This is a genomic window from Enterobacter sp. SA187, from assembly GCF_001888805.2.
GTDB lineage: Bacteria > Pseudomonadota > Gammaproteobacteria > Enterobacterales > Enterobacteriaceae > Enterobacter_D.
On the sequence record NZ_CP019113.1, the window covers coordinates 4,151,362 to 4,173,025 of the forward strand.

14 protein-coding genes are annotated in these 21,664 nt (G+C 58.9%); 4 read left to right on the forward strand and 10 right to left on the reverse strand.

The window, feature by feature from the left end; translation table 11 throughout:
- Positions 1–102 precede the first annotated feature (102 nt).
- Positions 103–1,320, reverse strand: a complete 1,218-nt coding sequence (gene fabB / locus BMF08_RS19925; protein ID WP_072569245.1) for a beta-ketoacyl-ACP synthase I — start codon at positions 1,318–1,320, stop codon at positions 103–105.
- 158 nt (positions 1,321–1,478) lie between these two features.
- On the opposite strand from fabB, the gene mnmC reads away from it, so the two are divergent.
- The gene (gene mnmC / locus BMF08_RS19930; RefSeq protein ID WP_072569246.1) at positions 1,479–3,500 is read left to right on the forward strand and encodes a bifunctional tRNA (5-methylaminomethyl-2-thiouridine)(34)-methyltransferase MnmD/FAD-dependent 5-carboxymethylaminomethyl-2-thiouridine(34) oxidoreductase MnmC; all 2,022 of its coding nucleotides are present in this window, start codon (positions 1,479–1,481) and stop codon (positions 3,498–3,500) included.
- Positions 3,501–3,683: 183 nt separating this feature from the next.
- On the opposite strand, the gene mtnA is transcribed toward mnmC, so the two are convergent.
- The gene (gene mtnA / locus BMF08_RS19935; RefSeq protein ID WP_072569247.1) at positions 3,684–4,700 is read right to left on the reverse strand and encodes an S-methyl-5-thioribose-1-phosphate isomerase; all 1,017 of its coding nucleotides are present in this window, start codon (positions 4,698–4,700) and stop codon (positions 3,684–3,686) included.
- Positions 4,701–4,805: 105 nt separating this feature from the next.
- Between mtnA and mtnK the strand changes: the two genes are divergently transcribed.
- Complete coding sequence (mtnK, locus tag BMF08_RS19940; protein ID WP_072569248.1) at positions 4,806–6,005, forward strand: S-methyl-5-thioribose kinase; 1,200 nt, start codon at positions 4,806–4,808, stop codon at positions 6,003–6,005.
- A 15-nt stretch (positions 6,006–6,020) separates the two neighbouring features.
- Here the strand turns inward: mtnK and BMF08_RS19945 are convergent, their stop codons facing one another.
- On the reverse strand, positions 6,021–6,410 hold the full coding sequence (locus BMF08_RS19945; RefSeq protein WP_072569249.1) for a RidA family protein: 390 nt from the start codon (positions 6,408–6,410) through the stop codon (positions 6,021–6,023).
- A 150-nt stretch (positions 6,411–6,560) separates the two neighbouring features.
- Between BMF08_RS19945 and BMF08_RS19950 the strand changes: the two genes are divergently transcribed.
- Positions 6,561–7,148 carry a TetR/AcrR family transcriptional regulator gene (locus BMF08_RS19950; RefSeq protein ID WP_072569250.1) on the forward strand — a complete coding sequence of 196 codons (588 nt, stop codon included), beginning with the start codon at positions 6,561–6,563 and terminating at the stop codon, positions 7,146–7,148.
- 12 nt (positions 7,149–7,160) lie between these two features.
- On the opposite strand, the gene BMF08_RS19955 is transcribed toward BMF08_RS19950, so the two are convergent.
- The 5 genes from BMF08_RS19955 to BMF08_RS19975 form a co-directional block, all read right to left on the reverse strand.
- Positions 7,161–12,554: an Ig-like domain-containing protein gene (locus BMF08_RS19955; protein ID WP_234007198.1), complete on the reverse strand. Its 5,394-nt coding sequence runs from the start codon at positions 12,552–12,554 to the stop codon at positions 7,161–7,163.
- Between the two features lie 282 nt (positions 12,555–12,836).
- Positions 12,837–14,081 carry an LVIVD repeat-containing protein gene (locus BMF08_RS19960; protein WP_072569251.1) on the reverse strand — a complete coding sequence of 415 codons (1,245 nt, stop codon included), beginning with the start codon at positions 14,079–14,081 and terminating at the stop codon, positions 12,837–12,839.
- Positions 14,082–14,199: 118 nt separating this feature from the next.
- Positions 14,200–15,264: a sugar ABC transporter substrate-binding protein gene (locus BMF08_RS19965; RefSeq protein WP_072569252.1), complete on the reverse strand. Its 1,065-nt coding sequence runs from the start codon at positions 15,262–15,264 to the stop codon at positions 14,200–14,202.
- Positions 15,265–15,287: 23 nt separating this feature from the next.
- Positions 15,288–16,283, reverse strand: a complete 996-nt coding sequence (locus BMF08_RS19970; RefSeq protein ID WP_072569253.1) for an ABC transporter permease — start codon at positions 16,281–16,283, stop codon at positions 15,288–15,290.
- On the reverse strand, positions 16,280–17,782 hold the full coding sequence (locus BMF08_RS19975) for a sugar ABC transporter ATP-binding protein (protein ID WP_072569254.1): 1,503 nt from the start codon (positions 17,780–17,782) through the stop codon (positions 16,280–16,282). Before BMF08_RS19975 ends, BMF08_RS19970 begins: the two co-directional genes overlap by 4 nt.
- Positions 17,783–17,943: 161 nt before the next feature.
- Between BMF08_RS19975 and BMF08_RS19980 the strand changes: the two genes are divergently transcribed.
- Positions 17,944–19,032 (forward strand): oxidoreductase, encoded by a 1,089-nt coding sequence (locus BMF08_RS19980; RefSeq protein ID WP_072569255.1) that lies wholly within the window; start codon positions 17,944–17,946, stop codon positions 19,030–19,032.
- A 2-nt stretch (positions 19,033–19,034) separates the two neighbouring features.
- On the opposite strand, the gene BMF08_RS19985 is transcribed toward BMF08_RS19980, so the two are convergent.
- Positions 19,035–19,232, reverse strand: coding sequence for a YbdD/YjiX family protein (locus tag BMF08_RS19985; protein WP_072569256.1), 198 nt, complete (start codon positions 19,230–19,232; stop codon positions 19,035–19,037).
- Between the two features lie 60 nt (positions 19,233–19,292).
- Complete coding sequence (gene cstA, locus BMF08_RS19990; protein ID WP_072569257.1) at positions 19,293–21,398, reverse strand: pyruvate/proton symporter CstA; 2,106 nt, start codon at positions 21,396–21,398, stop codon at positions 19,293–19,295.
- Between the last annotated feature and the right edge of the window lie 266 nt (positions 21,399–21,664).

A 21,664-nucleotide genomic window follows, 5' to 3' on the forward strand; every position in this document is an offset into this window, starting at 1 on the left:
ATCGACATCACATTATTGGCCAAGGCTCAGAAATGAAAAAAGGAGCCATCAGGCTCCTTTCAGATTCTTGCCGGGCGGCGGCTGCGCCGCCGGGCATGTTAATTACGCGTCAAATTTACGCATCACCAGCGTGGCGTTGGTGCCGCCGAAACCGAAGCTGTTGGACATTACGGTTTTCAGTTCGCGCTCGGTGGTTTTGGTCACGATGTTCAGGCCTTCTGCCTGCGGATCCATTTCTTCAATGTTAATGCTTGGGGCGACGAAACCGTGCTCCAGCATCAGCAGGGAATAGATGGCTTCCTGAACGCCAGCCGCGCCCAGCGAGTGACCGGTCATGGCTTTGGTGGCGGAAATCGCCGGGGAGTTATCGCCGAAGACTTCGCGGATCGCGCCCAGCTCTTTCACATCGCCAACCGGCGTCGAGGTGCCGTGAGAGTTCAGGTAATCGATCGGCGTATCCACGCCGTGCATCGCCATCTTCATGCAGCGCACTGCGCCTTCGCCTGACGGGGCAACCATGTCTGCGCCATCGGACGTTGCGCCGTAACCGACGATTTCAGCATAGATGTGCGCGCCGCGCGCCAGCGCATGCTCAAGCTCTTCAACCACCACCATACCGCCGCCGCCTGCGATCACGAAACCATCGCGGTTTGCATCATAGGTACGGGACGCTTTGGACGGGTCGTCGTTGTATTTGGTGGACAGCGCGCCCATCGCATCAAATTCACAGGCCATTTCCCAGCCCAGCTCTTCGCCGCCGCCAGCAAACACGATGTCCTGTTTGCCCAACTGGATCTGCTCAACGGCGTTGCCGATGCAGTGTGCGGAGGTCGCACAGGCGGAGCTGATGGAGTAGTTAACGCCGTGGATTTTGAACGGCGTGGCGAGGCAGGCGGAAACCGCAGAGGCCATCGCTTTAGTCACCACATACGGGCCAACAGCTTTCAGACCGCGCGGGCTACGCATGGCATCAGCGCCGAACACCTGCGCTTTGGACGAGCCGCCGGAACCGGCAACGATACCCACGCGTGGGTTGTTCTGGTACATCTCTTCAGTCAGACCGGCGTCCTGCACTGCCTGCTGCATAGACAGGTAGGCATAAACAGAGGCATCGTTCATGAAACGGACCACTTTGCGATCGATCATGCCGGTGGTGTCGAGTTTTACGTTACCCCATACATGGCTACGCATGCCAGCATCAAGAAATTCTTGAGAGAAAGTGATCCCTGAGCGTCCTTCACGCAGAGATGCCAGGACTTCCTGCTGGTTGTTACCGATGCTGGAAACGATGCCCAGGCCAGTAATCACTGCACGTTTCATTCAATACCCCTGTAAGTCGAACAATTTTAATATTCGAGTGGCAAGATAGCGTACACTTGTACGCCGAACAAGTCCGATCAGCGAATTTATGCAGAAATTTGCACCAACTGACACTCCTCGTTAAGATCGTGACACTGCCCGCCACACGAGTAACTTACGTGAAACAAACCGTTATACAACCTGCCAACCTCGAATTTAACGCTGAGGGTACACCTGTTTCCCGAGATTTTGATGACGTCTACTTTTCCAACGATAACGGGCTGGAAGAAACGCGTTACGTCTTTCTCGGCGGCAATCAGTTGCCCGCGCGTTTTCGCCCCCATCCCCGCGATTTGATGGTGGTGGCGGAGAGCGGTTTTGGCACCGGCCTGAATTTCCTGACGCTGTGGCAGGCGTTTGACGCCTTCACCGCGGCGCACCCCCATACTGGCGTACAAAGATTACATTTTATCAGTTTTGAAAAATTCCCTCTGCGCGCCGACGACCTGCAAAAGGCGCATCAGCGCTGGCCGGAACTGGCCCCCTGGGCGGAACAGTTACAGGCGCAGTGGCCGCTGCCTTTTGAAGGCTGTCACCGTTTATTGCTTGATGGCGGACGGGTGACGCTGGATCTGTGGTTTGGCGATATTACTACCCTGACCGACGCGCTGGACGATTCGCTGGATCAAAAAGTGGATGCCTGGTTTCTGGATGGTTTTGCGCCTGCTAAAAACCCGGATATGTGGACTCCGGCGCTGTTTAACGCCATGGCGCGGCTGGCGCGCCCGGACTGCACGCTGGCGACCTTCACCTCCGCCGGTTTTGTGCGTCGCGGGCTACAGGACGCCGGTTTTACCATGCAAAAATGCAAAGGGTTTGGCCGTAAACGTGAAATGCTCACCGGCGTGATGACGCAGACCCGTGAGCCTGCCCCGCGCGCGCCCTGGTTTGCGCGCAGCGGCGCATCCGGCCGTGAAGTGGCGCTTATCGGTGGCGGGGTGGCCAGCGCGCTGTTATCCCTCTCCCTGCTGCGCCGGGGCTGGCAGGTGACCCTTTACTGCGCCGATGCCGCCCCTGCGCTTGGCGCGTCCGGTAATCGCCAGGGGGCGCTCTATCCGCTGCTGAATGCCCACGATCCGGCGCTGGCGCGCTTCTTCCCCGCCGCCTTCACTTTTGCCCGCAGACTGTATGACACGCTGCCGGTAGCGTTCGATCATGACTGGTGCGGCGTGACGCAGACCGGCTGGGATGAAAAGAGCCAGCATAAAATCGATCAGATGTTATCTCTGGCGCTGCCGCAGGAGATCGCCGCGGCAGCCGATGGAGCGTGTATTGAAGCAACGACCGGCGTTGATACCGGCTGCGGCGGTATTCAGTATCCGCTCGGCGGCTGGCTGTGTCCGGCCCAGCTAACGGCGGCGGCCATTGAGCTGGGCGTTACTCAGGGCCTGAAAGTGCATTATCAGCGGGACGTTGCCGAACTGACGCAGGGGGAAAGTGGCTGGCAGCTGCGTTTTGCTGATGGCGCTCAGGCCGCCCATGCGGTGGTGGTGCTGGCGAACGGGCACCGGCTGGGGGATTTCACCCAGACCGAGGCGTTGCCGGTCTATCCGGTGGCGGGCCAGGTCAGTCATATTCCCACCACGCCGGGGCTGTCGCCTTTACGTCAGGTACTGTGTTACGACGGTTATCTGACGCCGCAAAATCCGCTGAATCAGCAGCATTGCATCGGCGCAAGCTATCATCGTGGCGATCGGGAAACGGCGTATCGCGAGGACGATCAGCAGCATAATCGCCAGCGCTTGCTGGACTGTTTTCCGGATGCCGCCTGGGCGAAAGAGGTGGATGTAACGGCTAAGGAGGCGCGCAACGGCGTGCGCTGCGCCACCCGCGATCATCTGCCGGTGGTCGGCAACGCACCTGATTTTGCGGCGACGTTACGGGAATATGCGACCCTGGCGGAACACCCGGCGCAGGCGGTCAGCGCACCGGTGTGGGAAGATTTGTATCTGCTGGGGGCGCTGGGTTCGCGGGGATTGTGCAGCGCGCCGCTGGCGGCGGAGATCCTCGCCGCGCAGATGAGCGACGAGCCGATCCCGCTGGATAGCGAAACGCTGGCGGCGCTGAACCCAAACCGCTTCTGGGTACGGAAATTGTTAAAAGGCAAAGCGGTGATAACGCCCCACGGGGCGGGCCGGTAAACCTGCACGTATCGCCCGGCGGCGCAGGCTTGCCGGGCCTACATACCTGTTGTAGGCCGGGTAAGCGCCAGCGCCACCCGGCAAAACAGCGGGCACGGTGCCAAATATATCGCCCGGCGGCGCAGGCTTGCCGGGCCTACATGGCTGTTGTAGGCCGGGTAAGCGACAGCGCCACCCGGCATATCACGCAAACACCCCTGCCGCGACCTGTTCCGGCGTTACCACGCCCGTATCCAGCACCCAGCCGCTGATCAACGCCGCCGGGGTCACATCAAACGCCGGGTTGTACACCCGTACTTTTTCTGGCGCCCATTGCACCGCGCCAAAGCTGCCCGCCACGCCTGTCACTTCCTCTGCCGCCCGCTGTTCAATGGGGATGGCGTCGCCATCCGGACAGCCACAATCCAGTGTAGTGTGAGGCGCGGCAACGTAAAACGGAATACCGTGGAATTTCGCCAGCACCGCCAGCGAATAGGTGCCGATCTTGTTCGCCACATCGCCATTGGCGGCAATGCGATCTGCCCCGACCCACACCGCGTCCACCTGCCCTTTCGCCATCAGGCTGGCGGCCATTGAATCGGTGATCAACTGGCAGGGCACACCCAGTTCGCCCATTTCCCAGGCCGTTAAACGCCCGCCCTGCAACAGCGGGCGCGTCTCACCCACCCAGACATTCGCCACCCGCCCCTGCTCATGGGCGCGGGCAATCACGCCGATAGCTGTCCCGACGCCCGCCGTTGCCAGCCCGCCGGTATTGCAGTGGGTCAGCAGGCGACTTCCCGGCGTTACCAGCGCGCTTCCGGCGCGGGCGATGGCGTCACACAACTGCTTGTCTTCATCGATCAGGCGCAGCGCCTCCGCCACCAGCGCCGGAACATAATTCTCCCGCGCCAGCGCCGCTTTCATGCGATCAAGATTATTCATCAGGTTCACCGCCGTCGGGCGTGCCGCGCGCAGCGTCGCCAGCGATTCAGCCAGTTCATCCCGCGTCAGCCCCTGCTCTGCCTGTAACGCCAGCAGCAGGCTGGCGGAAAGGCCAATCAGCGGCGCGCCGCGCACGCGCAGGGCGTGGATATGCCCCACCAGTTGTTCTGTGGTGCTGGCCGCAAGCCAGTTTTTCTGCTGCGGCAGCGCCTGCTGGTCGAGGATAAAAAGCTGATTTTCGCTGACGCGCAGACTGGTGGTCTGTAATGGCTGCATATCGTTAAATCCCTGTTGCGTTGTTGTGACCTATTGTGTCAGGATGACTTCCGGAAGTATAGACGTCTGAATGGCTTTATTAACATAAGAATGAGGATCAGGGCAATGTCGGAATACCGCACCTTCAACGCGCAGGACGCTGTCGCTTATGCACAACAATTTGGCGGTCTGGCCGATCCGTCCGAACTGGTGGATGCGCAGGAGGTCGGCGACGGCAATCTCAATCTGGTGTTTAAAATTTTTGACCGTCAGGGCGTCAGCCGGGTGATTGTTAAACAGGCGCTGCCCTATGTGCGCTGCGTGGGGGAATCCTGGCCGCTGACGCTGGATCGCGCGCGGCTGGAAGCGCAGACCCTGGTGGAACATTATCAGCACTGTCCACAGCACACGGTGCAGATCCTGCATTTTGACCCGCAGCTGGCGGTGATGGTGATGGAAGATCTCTCCAGTCATCGCATCTGGCGCGGCGAGCTGATTAATAACGTCAGCTATCCGCAGGCGCCGCAACAGCTGGGGGAATATCTGGCGTATACGCTGTTCCACACCAGCGATTTTTATCTGCATCCCCATGAGAAAAAAGCGCAGGTGGCGCGCTTTATCAACCCGGAAATGTGCGAGATCACTGAAGATCTGTTCTTCAACGACCCTTACCAGATCCACGAGCGCAATAATTATCCCGCCGAACTGGAAGCGGACGTCGCCGCCCTGCGTGACGACGCCCAGCTTAAACTGGCGGTGGCGGCGCTGAAGCACCACTTCTTCTCCCACGCCGAAGCGCTGCTGCACGGCGATATTCACAGCGGGTCGATTTTCGTCGCCGACGGCAGCCTGAAAGCTATCGACGCCGAATTTGGTTTCTTTGGTCCGGTGGGCTTTGATATCGGCACCGCCATCGGCAACCTGTTGCTGAACTACTGCGGCCTGCCGGGGCATCTGGGTATTCGCGATGCTGCGGCTGCCCGTGAGCAGCGCCTCGCCGATATTCAGCAGCTATGGCATACCTTTGCCGAGCGTTTCCAGCAACTGGCTACGGAAAAAACCCGCGACGCGGCGCTGGCGACGCCGGGCTATGCCTCGCAGTTCCTGAAAAAAGTGTGGACTGATGCGGTGGGCTACTGCGGGACAGAACTGATCCGCCGCAGCGTCGGCTTGTCCCACGTCGCCGATCTGGATACCATCCGCGACGAGGAGATGCGCCACGCCTGTCTGCGTCATGCCATTGAGCTGGGTAAATCCCTGATCCTGGTCGCCGGACGTATCGACAGCGCAGAGGAGTTAATTGCGCGGGTGCGCCAGTACAGCTGAACCGCGCCACGGCGCTTACGGAATGCGGGCAATGACTTTAATTTCAAAATCGAAGCCCGCCAGCCAGTTGACGCCCACCGCCGTCCAGTTGGGATAGGGAGCCTGCGGGAAAATCTCCTGCTTCACCGCCATAATGGTGGCAAACTGGTTTTCCGGATCGGTGTGAAAGGTCGTCACATCAACCAAATCATCGAACCCGCATCCGGCAGCGGCCAGCGTAGCCCGCAGGTTAGCAAAGGCCAGCCGGACCTGGGCGGCAAAGTCCGGCTCCGGCGACCCGTCTTCCCGGCTGCCCACCTGCCCGGACACAAACAATAAATCCCCGGAGCGGATCGCCGCGGAGTAGCCATGCTGCTCATATAAAGCATGCCGATTGGCCGGGAATATCGCTTCGCGTTCTGTCATCACTCACCTCTTTTATTCAGTCAGAAAATCCGGGCGTCACGCGCCAGGATCATTTAACATACACGCTGTATGTGAAACCGAGTATCTTTGCATACGCCGCGTATGTCAATTTAAAATACGCGACGTATATGAAATGAAGGAGTGAAGAATATGGCCGTCGGTCGTCGTGCAGAAATGATGGAAGAGAACCGCAACAAACTGATTGCCGCCGCGCGTAAGGCTTTTGCGGAAAAAGGCTTTGCCGCGGCGTCAATGGATGAACTCACCGCCAGCGCCGGGCTGACCCGTGGCGCGCTGTACCATAATTTTGGCGATAAGCGCGGCCTGCTCGCCGCCGTGGTGGCGCAGGTGGACGGGGAAATGGCGCAGCAGGCGAAAGATCGCGCCAGCCTTGCGCCGGAAGGCTGGGAGCGGCTGCTTGCTGAAGGCACGGCTTATATTGAAATGGCGCTCGATCCGGAAGTGCAGCGCATTGTGCTGCTCGACGGCCCGGCTTTTCTCGGCGATCCGTCTGGCTGGCCCAGTCAGAATGCCTGTCTGGAAGCCACCTGTGAGGCGGTTGCAGAGATGATCGGCCAGGGCATTATGAAAGCGGTGGACGTTGAAGCGGCTGCCCGCCTGCTGAACGGGGCGGCGATGAATGCGGCGCTGTGGGTGGCGGCGGCAGATGCGCCGGATGAGCGCTTGCCTAAAGCAACGCAGGCCTTCGTGCTGTTAGCGGAAGGCCTGCGTCGGTAGTGCGATTGCTGGTTAGTTAACGGTCAGGGTGGTGGTTACCTCGTAATCCAGCGCCCATGAGGTGTGCCAGTCCTTACCGGCAAAGGTCACTACGCCGCGATAAACGCCAGCTGGCAGGCCGGGGTTGTCGCTGTGCTCATAGTGCAACGATGCCGCGTAGCCAGTGTACTGCCATCCGTCACAACCCGCCGCTGAGTTGAAGGTGCGGTTTGAACAGTTAGAATGGCGTTGTCCCCGGATGTTTACATTCCATGTCTGGCCCATTTCATCAGTCATTGGCACAGTAAGTTGCGAATAACCATTCTCTGCCCAGACCAGATCACGTGGCCCCTGGGTTTCGCCGATAGCGACAAAACCGAGGTCACCGAAACCAAATACTCCATCCGTTTTATAAGTGCTGCTATCGTCGCTGATCTCCCAGTCTGCCTCATACTTCGCAATGAATATGATTTCCTGACTGACCTTGCTGCTGCCGTTGATCGAAGCGGTCACCGTCGCTGTACCCGCTTCCGGCCCCGACAGCTCAGCTTTCGCGATGCCGCTATTATTGGTGTTGCTGGCTGGAGCTGAGAGGTTATTCAAGGTGGTTTCCCAGCTCACTTCCGCGTGCGGTACCGCATTGTCATGGGCGTCAACCACAGTAGCCATCAGTTCCACCCTGGTGGTGTTAACGATAGCGGTGGTGGTACTGACGTTCAGTGCGACGATTTTCGCGGTTTTTAAATCACCGACAAAGGCGACGGCACTGGCTTTACGCTCTTTTGCCGGGCTGGTCAGCGCTGCGGTCACCACAACATTACCCGCTTTCAGCGTGGTGCCGCTGGTGGTCACTTCACCGTTGCTGTTGGTGGTGGCGTTTTCCGGCGTTAGTGTCACATCACTGCGATCCGCCTTCCAGTTTACCGTCACGTCCGGTAGCAGGTTGTGGTTTTTATCCTCCACTATCGCCTTCCAGGTGATAGCCTCAGAGCCATCCGCCACGGCCTCAGTTTTATCCGCCACGACATCGGCGAACTGCGCCGTTTCAACGTTGCCAATCACCGTCAGCGTCAGCGTCTTGTCACCGTGGGTATGCGAGGCGGTGACATCGACACTGCCCGCTTTCAGGGTTTTAAAGGTGGCTGTTGCCTGGCCGTTGGCATCGGTCACCGACGTCGCTGGCGTGAAGGTGCTGTTAGCGTCGTCGCTGCTGAGCCAGTTCACCGTTTCGCCCGCCACCGGATGCTGGTTAGCGTCCAGCAACGTCGCCGTCAGCGTCACCACATCTTTATCCGCCACAATGTCAGCGGTCTTATCCGCCGTCAGGCTGGTAATCTTTGCCGTGGCGCTATCGGCGGTGAATCTCAGGCTGCTGATGGAGTCGCTGTTGCCATTGACCGTCGCCCTGACTTCATAGCTGGCGACAACGGCTGATTTCAGCGTCACCTGCGCCACGCCTGCGGCATTGCTGGTGCTGGTGCTCGCTGACAGCATTCCGCTTTCTGGCGCCACTTCCCAGGTCACATCCGTTGCGTCTAACGGGTTGGCGTTGGCATCCGTGACCGTGGCGCTGAGGGTGATCACATCTTTATCGTTCGCCAGCGCGGTAGTTTTGTCGCTGCTGACGGCCACGACTTTCGCCGTCGTCTTATCCGCGATAAAGGTTGCGCTGTTCGCCTGCATTGCCGTTTCCGGGCTGGTCTGGGCGGTAATGACTTTCTCACCGGCTTTCAGTGACGTTACGGTAATGGTCGATTTGCCGTTGCCGTCGCTGGTGGTCTGTGTGCTACTCAGAATGGCATCGGAGGTGTCTGCGGACCAGCTCACCGTCGCGCCATTCACCGCGTTGCCCTGCTGGTCGGTCACCGTCGCTTCATAGGTAATGCGATCCGTACCGTCGGCGATGGCCTCGGTTTTATCGAGGGCGATCGTGGTGACTTTCTGGGTACTGCTGTCGGCGATAAAAGTAATGTCTTCGGTCCGTAACGGCGTGCCGCCGTTGATAGCCGCCGAGACGCTGACCGATCCGGTTTTCGCAGATTTCAGCACGGTCGTCGCCACGCCCTGCGCATCCGTCTGCGAGGTGCGGTTGCCGAGGGTAGTGCCGTCGGTTTTATCCACCTTCCAGGTGACGCTGATGCCCGATAACGGATGATTATTCGCATCGGTGACTTTCGCCGTCAGCTTAGCGCTGTCGATGTTATTCGCCACCACCTGGTTTTTGTCGGGCTCCACTGATACCAGTTTCGCCGAGGCCGGGTCCGCCACAAAGTTCAGCGTCTCGCTGCGCAGGGCTTCCGCCTGACCACGCTGGGCAGTGATCACCGTAGCGATAACATCCGCGCTGGTCACCAGGATCTGCGCCTCGCCCTGGGTATTGGTGACGGATTGCGTGTCAGAGAGCTGTGCCTTGATGTTATCCGCCGTCCAGTTGATCGTCTCCCCGGATACCGGATGCCCGCTGTTATCGATAACCTTCGCGGTCAGCGTGATAGCCGTATTGTTGTCTGCCAGAGCCTCCGTTGACGATGCCGTCAGCGTATTAAGGTGCGCCGTGCCGCTGTCGACAATAAAGTACAATCCTGCCAGGGTTTCGCTGCTGCTGCCGCTGGATGCCGTCACGCTGTACTGCGCCACGTCCCGCGAGCTGAGTGTCACCCGCGCCACGCCGGAGGCATCGGTTTTACTGCTGCTGGCGGAGAGCGTGCCGGTTGCCGGGTCTACCGTCCAGTTAACGTCTGCATTGTTCACCAGGTTGCCGTTCGCATCCTCGACCGTGGCGGTCAGGCTGATGGCATCGCTGCCGTTTGCCAGCGCAGAGGCGCGATCGCTTTTCAGCGTTTTGATGGTCGCGGTGGCGCTGTCGGCGATAAAGGTCGCAGGCTCCGCCTGTAGCGGCGTGGCTTCGCTGGTCTTCGCAGTGACCACGACCTTGCCCGCTTTCAGAGAGGTCACGGTGATGGTCGATTTACCGTCCGCGCCGCTGGTGGTGTTGCTGGCGCTTAATGTAGCATCCGGATTATCCGCTGACCACGCCACGCGGGCAGCGTTGATGGCGTTCCCCTGGGCATCCGTCACCTGCGCTTCATAGGTAATACTGTCCGTGCCGTTCGCCAGCGCCTGGGTTTTACTGAGCGTCAGGGTGGTCACTTTTTGCGTGCTGGTGTCCGCCACAAAGACGATCGGATCGGTTTCCTGTACGGCGTCGCGGTTCACCGCCGCCAATACCGTCACTGTGCCGGTTTTCGGGGATTTCAGTTCAAGCGTGGCGATGCCGTCGTTGTCAGAGACCGACGTTTTACTGCTGACCGGCGTACCGTCGCGCTTTTTCACCATCCAGTTGACGGTGATACCCGCCAGCGGATGGTTGTTCTGATCCTTCACCTGCGCGGTGACGGTGTCGGTGTCGATATTGTTGGCGACCACCTGCTGTTTTTCACTCTCAATGGCAACCACCTGCGCGCTGGCAACATCGGCGGTAAAGTTCAGCGCAGCGGTGCTGACGCTGTTGCCCTGCTCCAGTTGCGCGGTGACGACGGTACTGATGACTTCACGACTGGTGACGTCGATCGTCGCCAGACCTTGTGCATCAGTGGTGGTGCTGTCGGTGGAAAGCAGCGCTTTCGGGTTGTCGGCGCGCCATTTAATGGCTGCATCTTGTATCGGTTTGCCATACTGATCCACCACGTGCGCGGTCAGCGCGATAGGCGTGGTGCCGTCAGCCGGAACACTGCTGGCGGAGACGTCAATCTGCGTTAGCTTCGGCAGAATTTCCGTGGCTTCGAGGATGAGTTTTGCCGTCGCCAGTTTGGTGCTGCCGTCAATCAGCGGTTGCACGGTAACGCTGCCCGGCGTGGTGCCGCTGGTGAAGGTGGCGACATAGACGCCGGACGAGGTTTCTTTAAAGGCGCTGATGGCCGCCGCTTTGCTGTCGCTGGCAAGGCCTTTCGCGACGCTGGCCGGAGCGGTAAGGGTCGCACTCAGGCGTTCCGCAAATCCACCGGCATTTTCTCCTGCTGCGGTTTTCAGTGTCACGGTTACCGCCGAGGTGCTGATGCCATCGGCTGGCAGCGTGACGGGCGAGGCGCTGGTCGTGGACACCAGGCTTGCCACATCAATGCCGCTGACGTTCACCTTCATCTGGCTAGTGTTTGAAGCATTGCCCTTTTTATCCCGCGCGACGGCGGAAAGCACATACGTATTGGCGCTGCCGTTTTTCCACGCCGGGAAGGTCAGCACCACCTGCTCGGGGCTGGAAGTATCGGCGATTTTCCCGCCCTGGCGGAAGAATTCATCCCCCTGCCAGTCGATTTTTTCAAGGCCGTATTTGGTTTTGACCTTCGCCGTCACCGTCTGCTTTTCGCCTTCCGCGCCGGTGAGTTCGGGCGGCAGGCCCAGCGAAATCAGATCCTGCTTGCGATACTCCAGCACGATATTATTGTTGCGATCCACTAAATCCATGCGGCTGCCGAGCAGCGAGCGGCGCAGGGCGACCTGGTCCGGATCGAGCTGGGTGCTGAGCGGCACGCCAGGGGTCCAGGAGACGCCCAGATTCACCTGGGTGTCATTTTTACCGCCCTTACCGAATTTCTGGTTAACACCCAGCGTCATCATTGGCACCGGGGTGTAATTCAGCCCGAAGGTAATAGCATGCGGGTTTTTCTGCCGGTCGTCTTCGTCGTCGCTGAACAGGCCGACGCTGTCGCCATAATATTGTTCGTAGACCAGCGTGGTGCCCAGCTGCGGCCAGGCGGGTAAATAACCATTGGCGCGAATGTCAAAGCCGTTGGCGACCCGCTCGTCATAGTCGCTGTATTCTTTTGATGCCATCCAGTCGCTGAGTCGGAAATAGCCGTTGGCGGAAAGTTTCAGGTAATCCCAGCCCATTTCCGTCCCGACGCCGAGGCGTTTATGGTGATTAGCGGAAATCTGCTCATCGTAGAAAACGTTGGTGCCCCACATCCAGCTATCGCTGAAATAACGATAGCCAAGACCGGCGTTTACCATATTTCGCTCATCGTACCGACGTCCACCCAACTGGGTAAACCAGAGGTGTTCTTTTCCGTCATATAACGGCAGCAGCAGATCCAGTTCAGAATCCTGGAGGGTAAAATGTTCGTCGGTGCTGATGCTGACGCGGGCGGTACCAAACTGATTAAGCCAGTTTTGCACTTCGGCCGTCGCGGCGCTGGTCGCAGTGGAGACAATAGCCTCGTCGAGCGCCCCGCCATTACCGCCGTTTAAGACTGACCCCGCCTGCATGGCAGTCTGGGCGATGGCCTGTTCGTTGCTGGTATCCGGAGGCTGAGATTTAATCACTCTTTCCTGCGCCTGGCTGGTCGAGAATGTTCCCAGATAACAGAGCGAGGTCGGTGAGATAAACTGGAGCGCGATTTGCACCCATGCCAGTGCTTTTTTCATTCGCATGATAATTAAGTTCCCTTTAAGTAACACACCAGCGGGGAACTATATATAGAATGAAAGGTCTTTTTAATATTTTATAAGTGGCGCTGCATTATTGCATCTATAAAGCAATAATCAATAGTAATTTAAAAAAACGAATTCACTCATGGGCAAGAAGGCCTTCCTTAATTTAATAAGGAAGGCCTTAAATTTATCAGAAAATACCAATGAAAAATATAATCGGGGTGTATATCAGTAATCCCCAATTATTTTGAAAGAAGTTATTTCATAATGAATTATTATCGTCTAACCCAGGTATTCAATCACGGAGAGTCCGCCATTATAGTCTGTTGCATAAATGATCCCCGCCGCATCGACAAAGACATCACAGGACTGGATCACCTGCGGGCGTCCGGGACGGGTGTCCATCATGGTAGTCGGTGCGGCAGGCACCAGCGCGCCGGTTTCCACCGGACGGTACGGATCTGATATGTCATAGGCACGCACGCCAGCATTCTGATAAGTGGCAAAGATCAGCGTTGAGCTGACAAAACTGCCAGGCCGGTTTTCATGCAGGTTATGCGGCCCGAAGTGCGCGCCCTTCGCCACGTAGTCAGTTTCATTCGGCTGCGGGAAAGTGGCGATGCTCACCGGGTTTGACGGCTCGCGAATATCAAACAGCCAGATCAGCTTCTCGCCATCTTCCTGATTGTCGAGCACCGCTTCATCCAGCACCACCAGCAGATCTCTGTCCGGTAACGGCAGCGCGGTATGCGTGCCGCCGCCAAAGGGCGGGCTCCAGTTGCGGTGGCTGATGAGCGTTGGCCGGTTGCGATCTTTCACGTCCAGCAGCGTCAGCCCGCCGTCGCGCCAGCTGCCATAGGCGGTATCGCCGGCAATAATGGCGTGATGCAGCGCATAGCGTTTACCTTCCGGCCAATGCGGAGTTTCGCCCGCCGCCTGATGCATCCCAGGTAACCACCAGCGCCCGGCCACCTCTGGTTTGCGCGGATCCGCCAGATCGATAGTCAGGAAAATATAATCGGTGAAGCCGTCGATCAGCGCCGAGACGTAAGCCCAGCGTCCGCCGACGTACCAGATACGGTGAATGCCAATGCCGTTCAGCGACAGGAAGCTGATTTCACGCGGTTTGTCGGGTGTGGAAATATCAAAAATGCGCAGCCCGGCGCTCCAGTCTTTGTCCTGCACATCGCGCACCGTCTCGCCTACCGGACGGCTGTAATAGACCTTTTCATCGGCAAAACGCGCGTCGGCGAACAGATCCCGGGCGTTGATCACCAGCAGCAAATCGTCGTGCGCCTGTAAATGAACGTTCCAGGTGCCCGGCGGCGCAGGTATGTAGCCTGCGGGTTTCGGGTTGGCAGGATTGCGCACGTCCACAATGGAAAAGCCCTGCGACACCATATGGCCGATATACGCATAGCCGCGATGCACCATCAGCTGCACCCCGTCCGGTCGACCGCCCTGATCGCTGTGGCCAATGAGGCGCATATTGCGGCTGTAGTCGGGAGTGGGTAAATGAGAAGCCACGTTGTTTCCTTGTTACGATGTTGCCATTTCGCCGGGCGGCGCTGCGCTTGCACCGGCCTACATGATGTAGGTCATGGGATTTTGTAGGCCCGGTAAGCGCGAGCGCCACCGGGCAACATTATTTCTGCTTCGCTTCCAGCGTCGCAAACCACGGCGCGATAAAGTCTTCCGTCTGGCCCCAGCCCGGAATAATTTTGCCCAGCGCCGCGACGTTAACATTGCCTGGCTGACTCGCCAGCAGCGCCTGCGGAATGGCGGCGGCTTTAAAGTCATAGGTGGCAGGCGTTTTCTCACCGGCGATCTTATTGGCGATCAGCCGCACGTTGGTGGCGCCAATCAGCTTCGGATCCACCGCCACGCTCACTTTCCACGGGCTGCCCGCCTCACGCATCAGCTGTAAATCCTGATTGGAGATGTCGATGCTGTAGAGTTTGATCTCGGTACGGCCATTCTCTTTCAGCGCTTTATATGCGCCCTGGCTGAAGGCATCCCAGGTGCCCCAGATGGCGTCGATCTGCCCTTTCGGGTATTTCGCCAGCACCGCGCCCACTTTGTTGGCGGTATCCCCCTGTACGTCCGACGACACCGCGCCAATGGATTCCAGCTCTTTGATGCCCGGATGCTGCTTCAGCAGTTCCTGATAGGCCGCCTGGCGACGCTCCATCGGCGGGAAACCGGCGACCCACAGTTTGATGATGTTCGCCTTGCCGTTGAAATCTTTCACCAGCTCGCCAAACGACAGATCCGTCAGGGAGGCGTCATCCTGCTGGGTAACGGTCACGCCCGGGATCTCCCCTTTTACCGCCGTATCAAATACCGACACCGCAATGCCTGCGTCCACCGCTTTCTTCACCAGCTCAGTGGAATAAGGATCGCGCCCCTGGGAAAGAATAATGCCGTCGTATTTCTGGCTGATGGCCTGATTGACGAAATCCTGGAACTTCGCGTCATCGCCGTTACTTAAAAAGGTGCTGATTTTAAAGCCGAGCTTTTTGCCTTCCGTCAGCGCCCCGGAGACAAACTGCGTCGTGTTATCGTCGGAACCAAGGTTACGAATAACCGCAATACGGATCGGGCCGTCGTGATTGGCGATGGCGGCCGGAACCGGCGCAGGCGTGGCGGCATAACCCGGTACTGAACTCAGTAAGCCCAGCGCCAGCAGTGACAGTGCAAATTTTTTCATCTCTGTTTCCCCTGAATAATAAATTAACGGCGCTGGAAATAAGTGAGTGCAAGAGCGCCGGCCAGCACCAGCCCCTTAATAATGTCCATGGCGTAATAGGGCACTGACAGCATCACCAGCCCGTTCGACAGCACGCCGAGGATGACCGCGCCAACCAGCGTACCGAGCGCATTGGGTTTACCGGAGCCCGCGAGCGAAAAGCCGATCCACGCCGCCGCCACCGCATCCATCAGATAACCGCCCCCCGCGTTCACCTGCGAGGAGCCGATGCGCGAGGCCAGTAAAATCCCGCCCAGCCCGGCCAGCAGCGAGGCAATCACATAGGCCGCCACTTTGTAGCGCGTGGTGCGAATACCGGACAGGCGCGCCGCTTCCGGGTTGCCGCCGATGGCGTACATACGGCGACCGTGCGTTGTCAGCGACAGCGCAAGCTGCGCCAGCACCGTGACCACCAGCATGATGATGACGATCACCGGCACCTGGCCGAGCAGCGCAAAACCCTCCGGGATCAGCCCTTCCGCCATTTCGCCGCTCGGCAGCAGCATGTTTTGCGTGATCGAGCCGCCGTAGCTGTACGTCATCGCCACACCCTGAATAACGAACAGGCTGCCGAGCGTGGCGAGCATGTCAGGAATACGCAGCACGACGATGAGAAAGGCGTTGAACAGCCCCACCAGCGTACAGAGCGCCAGCGTCACCAGAATGGCTTCCGTGGTGCCAAATCCGTGCCAGACAAACAGCGAAATCACCAGCGCGTTTGCCAGCGACGCCGTCGATCCTACCGACAGGTCAAAACCGCCCACGGTGAGGGAAATGGACACGCCGATGGCGATCACCGTGACAATGGCAATGGAGCGCAGAATATTGATGATGTTGAACGGATCGAGGAAGTTATCCGAGGCGAGGCCAAACACGGCGATCAGCACCACCACGGTCAGCAACATGCCCCATTTATAAAGAAAATCGAAAAACTGCTGACGGCCCGATGCCGTCGCATTCACTGAAAGGGCCTTGCTCACGACGCCGTACCTCCGGTCGAATAATAAAGTAATGTCTCTTCACGGGCGTCCGCCCCGGCGATCTCCGCCACGATTTTGCCGTCCCACAACACGCAGATGCGGTCGCACAGTCCCACCAGCTCGGCGAACTCGCCGGAAGCGTAGATCACGCCCTTCCCTTCCCGCGCCAGGCCGTCGATAAGCTGAAACAGATCGGTTTTAGCTTTCACGTCCACGCCTTTGGTCGGCTCATCAAAAATCAGTACGTTCGCGTTACCGCGCAGCCATTTGCCAATCGCCACTTTCTGCTGATTGCCGCCGGAAAGCCGCCGCAGCAGTTGCGCTGGTCCGGTGGTGCGCACGCCGGTGCGGGCGATCACCTCCTGCGCCCAGCGCCAGGCCTTGCGATGGCTGAAGATCCCGCCCCGGGAGAAGCTGTTGTCTGCGCTGACCGCCAGATTCATGCTCACCGATTCGTCAATGAAAATGCCCTCTTTGCGGCGCTCCTCCGGCACCAGCGCGATGCCGCGCAGTACAGAGTCCGCCGGATCGCGCGGTTTCCACGGCTGGCTGTTAAGCTCCCCGCGGGTGATACGGCTTTTGCTGGCGCCGAAAAGCGCCTTGCACAGCTCGGTTTTGCCTGCGCCCGCCAGCCCGGCAATGCCTAAAATCTCGCCCTTGCGCAGCTGCAGGGAGATGTCTTTTAACAGGCCTTCATCGTGCAGCCCCTCCACCCGCAGCAAGGTCTCGTCGCTGTGGCGGGCGCGTTTCGGCGGGTAAATATCGCTCAGCTCATGACCCAGCATCTTCTCGACGATCTCCTCGCCGCGCAGATTGTCCATTGGCCCGGATTCGATCAGCCTGCCGTCCCGCAGCACCGTTAAGGTGTCGCAGATGGCTTTCAGTTCATGGATGCGGTGCGAGATAAACACCAAGGCGATCCCCTGCTGTTGCAGGCGTTTGACCACCGCAAACAGCCGCTCGCTTTCGTGCTGATCGAGGGGGGCTGTGGGTTCATCGAGGATCAAAAAACGGCAGCGGTGCGACAGGGCGCGCGCCAGCAAAATTTGCTGTTTTTCGGCCAGCGTGCAGCTGTCAATCGGGCGTCGCACGTCCAGAGTTACATCCAGCTGCGCCAGCGCAGCACGCGCCTGCTGACGCACTTTCGACCAGTGATATGCATGGCCCGGCTCCGCCAGCCGGTCGAGCATAATGTTTTCCGCAATCGACAGGCCGGGGATCAGCGCCACGTCCACTTCCTGCTGCACCAGATGAATACCCAACTGTTTTGCGTCGCGGGGCGAGCGAATGGACACCACCTGGTTATTGATGGCGATCTCCCCTTCGTAATGATCGTGGGTGCCGCACAGCACCGCCATCAGCGTGGATTTGCCCGCGCCGTTTGCCCCGGTCAGGGCATGAACCGAGCCGCCGCGCAGGGTAAAATCGACCTGCGACAGCGCTCTGACACCGGCAAAGGCGAGCGTGATGGCGCGCATGTCGAGATGGTTAACGCTCATTCGCTGGAGATCCCTGTCATTAATAGATTGATTTCATGAATTTTTCACAGCGCGGCTTGACTGACAACTACGGAAAAGGCATAAGATAAAGCAAAATATTATTAGCCATCCGGATGTCCAGACATAACATCAGGTTAGCGATCACGCACAAGGACACACTCATGAGCAACACCGATATTCGCGTCGTACCCGGCCCCGCCAACTACTATTCCCACGCCGGCAGTCTGGCGCGCCTGCATGATTTTTATACCCCCGAACAGCTTTCCCGCGCGGTCTGGATCTACGGCGAACGGGCCATCGCCGCCGCCACGCCGTACCTGCCGGAAAGCTTTCATACGCCGGGAGCAAAGCACCTGCTGTTTAAAGGCCATTGCAGCGAGCGCGATGTCGCGGAGCTGGTGGCGCAGTCGGGAGAAGATCGCAGCGTGGTGATAGGCCTCGGCGGCGGTGCGCTGCTGGATACCGTGAAAGCGGTGGCACGTCGTCTGGCGCTGCCGGTGGTGGCCATTCCGACCATTGCCGCCACCTGCGCGGCCTGGACGCCGCTCTCCGTCTGGTATAACGACGCCGGACAGGCGCTGCATTTTGAGATTTTCGATGACGCTAATTTCCTTGTACTGGTGGAGCCGCAGATCATTCTTGACGCCCCGGCGGAGTACCTGCTGGCAGGCATCGGCGATACCCTGGCAAAGTGGTATGAAGCGGTGGTGCTGGCCCCTGAACCGGAAAGCCTGCCGCTGACGGTACGGCTTGGCATCAATGGCGCGCTGGCGATCCGCGATGTGCTGCTGGAAAGCAGTGAAGCGGCGCTGGCGGATCAGGCACGGGGCGAGGTGACGCAGGCGTTTCGTGATGTGGTGGACGCCATCATCGCCGGTGGGGGCATGGTGGGCGGCCTGGGCGAGCGCTATACCCGCGTGGCGGCGGCGCATTCGGTGCATAACGGGCTGACCGTGCTGCCGCAAACCGAGAAATACCTGCACGGCACCAAAGTCGCCTACGGCATTCTGGTGCAGAGCGCCCTGCTCGGCCAGGACGAGGTACTGGCGCAGCTCATCGCCGCCTATAAACGTTTCAACCTGCCCACCACCCTGGCACAACTGGAGGTGGATATTCACAACGCCGCCGAACTGGATAAAGTGATCGTCCACACCCTGCGCCCGGTGGAATCCATCCACGCGCTGCCGGTGCCGGTGACCCCCGCCTCCCTGCGTGCGGCCTTTGAAAAAGTGGAAAACCTCAGCCGCTGATCTTAACAGCAGCGCGCGCCGCCTTTGCTGCCGTAGCGCGCGTCCTGCCGATCGCGGAAAAATTCTTCATAGGTCATCGGCGGCTGATCGGGGTGGTTCTGGCGCATGTGCTCAACGTAGTTATCGTAGTCCGGCACGCCGATCATCAGCTTCGCGGCCTGGCCCAGGTATTTTCCGGCTTTAGAAAGCGTATCGAACATAGTGACTCCGTTTTGATAGTTTGGCCCGGCACTCTTACCAGAGCGCCGGGCGTTACCGCATCAGTGCGCGCTTTTCGCCTGCGTCACAATCTGATCGACATTTGCCGGCATCGGCTCATACGGCGTCTCATTGGCAGTAGGACGATCAACCTTTATTGCCGCCAGCGCGGTTTTAATGGAGTAAAACGCCAGTACCACCACAACCACCATAAAGAAGATGGTCAGCCCGGCATCGAGACGGTTGTTGAACACCAGCTGACGCAGCTGTGCGGCGGTGTACTGCGCCGGAATGTTGCCGCTGTCGATCATGCTCTGGAAGCGGTTGGCGATCGCCAGGAAGCCCACTTTCGCATCCGGGCTGAAGGCCTTCTGCCAGCCCGCCGTCAGGGTGCAGATCAGCAGCCAGGCGGTCGGCAGCAGCGCTACCCAGGCATAACGCTGACGCTTCATTTTGAACAGCACTACCGCGCAGAGCATCAGCGCCATCCCCGCCAGCATCTGGTTAGCGATGCCGAACAGCGGCCACAGGGTATTGATACCGCCCAGCGGATCCACCACGCCCTGGTGCAGGAAATAACCCCATGCCAGCACGCAGAGCGCCGTCGCCAGCAGGTTGGCGGGCAGCGAATCGGTACGCTTCAGCCCCGGGCTTATCACCCCCAGCAGATCCTGCAACATAAAGCGTGCGGCGCGCGTTCCCGCATCCACTGCCGTGAGGATAAACAGCGCTTCAAACAGGATGGCAAAGTGATACCAGAAGGAGACGTCCATCAGGCCGCCGAGCGCGCCGTGCAGAATGTACGCCATCCCTACCGCCAGCGTCGGTGCGCCGCCCGCACGGGAAATAATCGACTGCTCGCCCACTTCATTAGCAATTTGCGTGAGCGTTTCCGGGGTAATACTAAAGCCCCAGCCGCTGACCACCTGCGCCGCCGATGCAACTACGTCGGCTGTCCCCGCCGGAGCCAGCACCGCCATCGGGCTGTTCATCGCGAAGTAGACGCCCGGATCGATAATACAGGCCGACACCAGCGCCATGATCGCCACGAACGACTCCATCAGCATGCCGCCGTAACCGATCAGACAGGCCTGGTTTTCATTCGCCAGCATTTTCGGCGTGGTGCCGGAAGCGATCAGCGCATGGAAGCCGGACACCGCGCCACAGGCAATGGTAATAAACAGGAACGGGAACAGGTTGCCCGTCCACACCGGCCCGGTGCCGTCGATAAATTTCGTCAGCGCGGGCATGGTCAGGGTCGGGCGCATAATCAGAATGCCAATCGCCAGCCCGACAATGGTGCCGATTTTCAGGAAAGTGGAAAGGTAATCGCGCGGCGCCAGCAGCAGCCACACCGGCAGCACCGCCGCCACAAAGCCGTAGCCCACGAGGATCCACGTCAGTTGCACGCCGGTAAAGTCAAAGTACGGCGCCCAGGTCGGACTGTCCGCCACCCAGCCGCCGGAGATGATAGCGAACACCAGAAACACCAGGCCAATCACCGACACTTCGCCAATACGTCCCGGACGCAGATAACGGATATAGATCCCCATAAAGAGCGCCAGCGGAATGGTAAAGGCAACGGTGTAAGTCCCCCATGGACTGTGGGTGAGGGCTTTCACCACGATCATCGCCAGCACCGCGAGGATGATCACCATGATCATAAAGCACGCCACCAGCGCAATCACCCCGGCGGTCGGCCCCATCTCCTCTTTCACCAGCTCGCCGAGGGATCGTCCGTCGCGGCGCGTGGAAACGAACAGCACCATAAAATCCTGCACGGCACCCGCCAGCACCACGCCTGCGAGGATCCAGATCATCCCCGGCAGATAGCCCATTTGCGCCGCCAGCACCGGCCCCACCAGCGGCCCTGCCCCGGCAATGGCCGCAAAATGATGACCGAACAGCACTTTTTTATCGGTCGGCACATAGTCCAGACCGTCGTTATGCCGCACCGCGGGCGTCATACGTGTGGCATCCACCGCCAGCACCGTGCGGGCGATATACTGTCCATAAAAACGATAAGCAATCAGATAAATACAGACCGCCGCCACCACAATCCACAGGGCGTTGATCTGTTCACCACGGTTTAATGCGATATAGCCCAGGGCGAAGGCGCCAACAACAGAGAGCGCGGCCCATATGAGGTATTTCCCTGAATTTTGCATAATCGGTATCCGTTGGCTGAGACAGAGAGATGTTACATTTTGTATCTATATCAACCTCCTGCTTTTAACAATGTTGAAACCTTAAAAACGCCTGTCAGCCCCGTCTATTTACTTCACAGTGTTACGGCGATCACTCTGCGCAGGTCGTCAGGCTGCAACAGCCGCCGCGTTTCAGATCCGGCGTAACATTCCGCCCTTCCCGCCAGCTGGTACAACCTCGGTCGTTATTCTGATTTATGGCTTTTTAGCAATTTTCTATAGGAGTC

Excerpts from the sequence above, each read along its gene's own strand:
- BMF08_RS19955 (WP_234007198.1), bottom strand. The coding sequence starts at position 12,554 with ATGCGAATGAAAAAAGCACTGGCATGGGTGCAAATCGCGCTCCAGTTT.
- mtnA (WP_072569247.1), bottom strand. The coding sequence starts at position 4,700 with ATGCAGCCATTACAGACCACCAGTCTGCGCGTCAGCGAAAATCAGCTT.
- fabB (WP_072569245.1), bottom strand. The coding sequence starts at position 1,320 with ATGAAACGTGCAGTGATTACTGGCCTGGGCATCGTTTCCAGCATCGGT.
- BMF08_RS19945 (WP_072569249.1), bottom strand. The coding sequence starts at position 6,410 with ATGACAGAACGCGAAGCGATATTCCCGGCCAATCGGCATGCTTTATAT.
- BMF08_RS19975 (WP_072569254.1), bottom strand. The coding sequence starts at position 17,782 with ATGAGCGTTAACCATCTCGACATGCGCGCCATCACGCTCGCCTTTGCC.
- BMF08_RS19985 (WP_072569256.1), bottom strand. The coding sequence starts at position 19,232 with ATGTTCGATACGCTTTCTAAAGCCGGAAAATACCTGGGCCAGGCCGCG.
- BMF08_RS19965 (WP_072569252.1), bottom strand. The coding sequence starts at position 15,264 with ATGAAAAAATTTGCACTGTCACTGCTGGCGCTGGGCTTACTGAGTTCA.
- BMF08_RS19980 (WP_072569255.1), top strand. The coding sequence starts at position 17,944 with ATGAGCAACACCGATATTCGCGTCGTACCCGGCCCCGCCAACTACTAT.
- cstA (WP_072569257.1), bottom strand. The coding sequence starts at position 21,398 with ATGCAAAATTCAGGGAAATACCTCATATGGGCCGCGCTCTCTGTTGTT.
- mtnK (WP_072569248.1), top strand. The coding sequence starts at position 4,806 with ATGTCGGAATACCGCACCTTCAACGCGCAGGACGCTGTCGCTTATGCA.
- BMF08_RS19950 (WP_072569250.1), top strand. The coding sequence starts at position 6,561 with ATGGCCGTCGGTCGTCGTGCAGAAATGATGGAAGAGAACCGCAACAAA.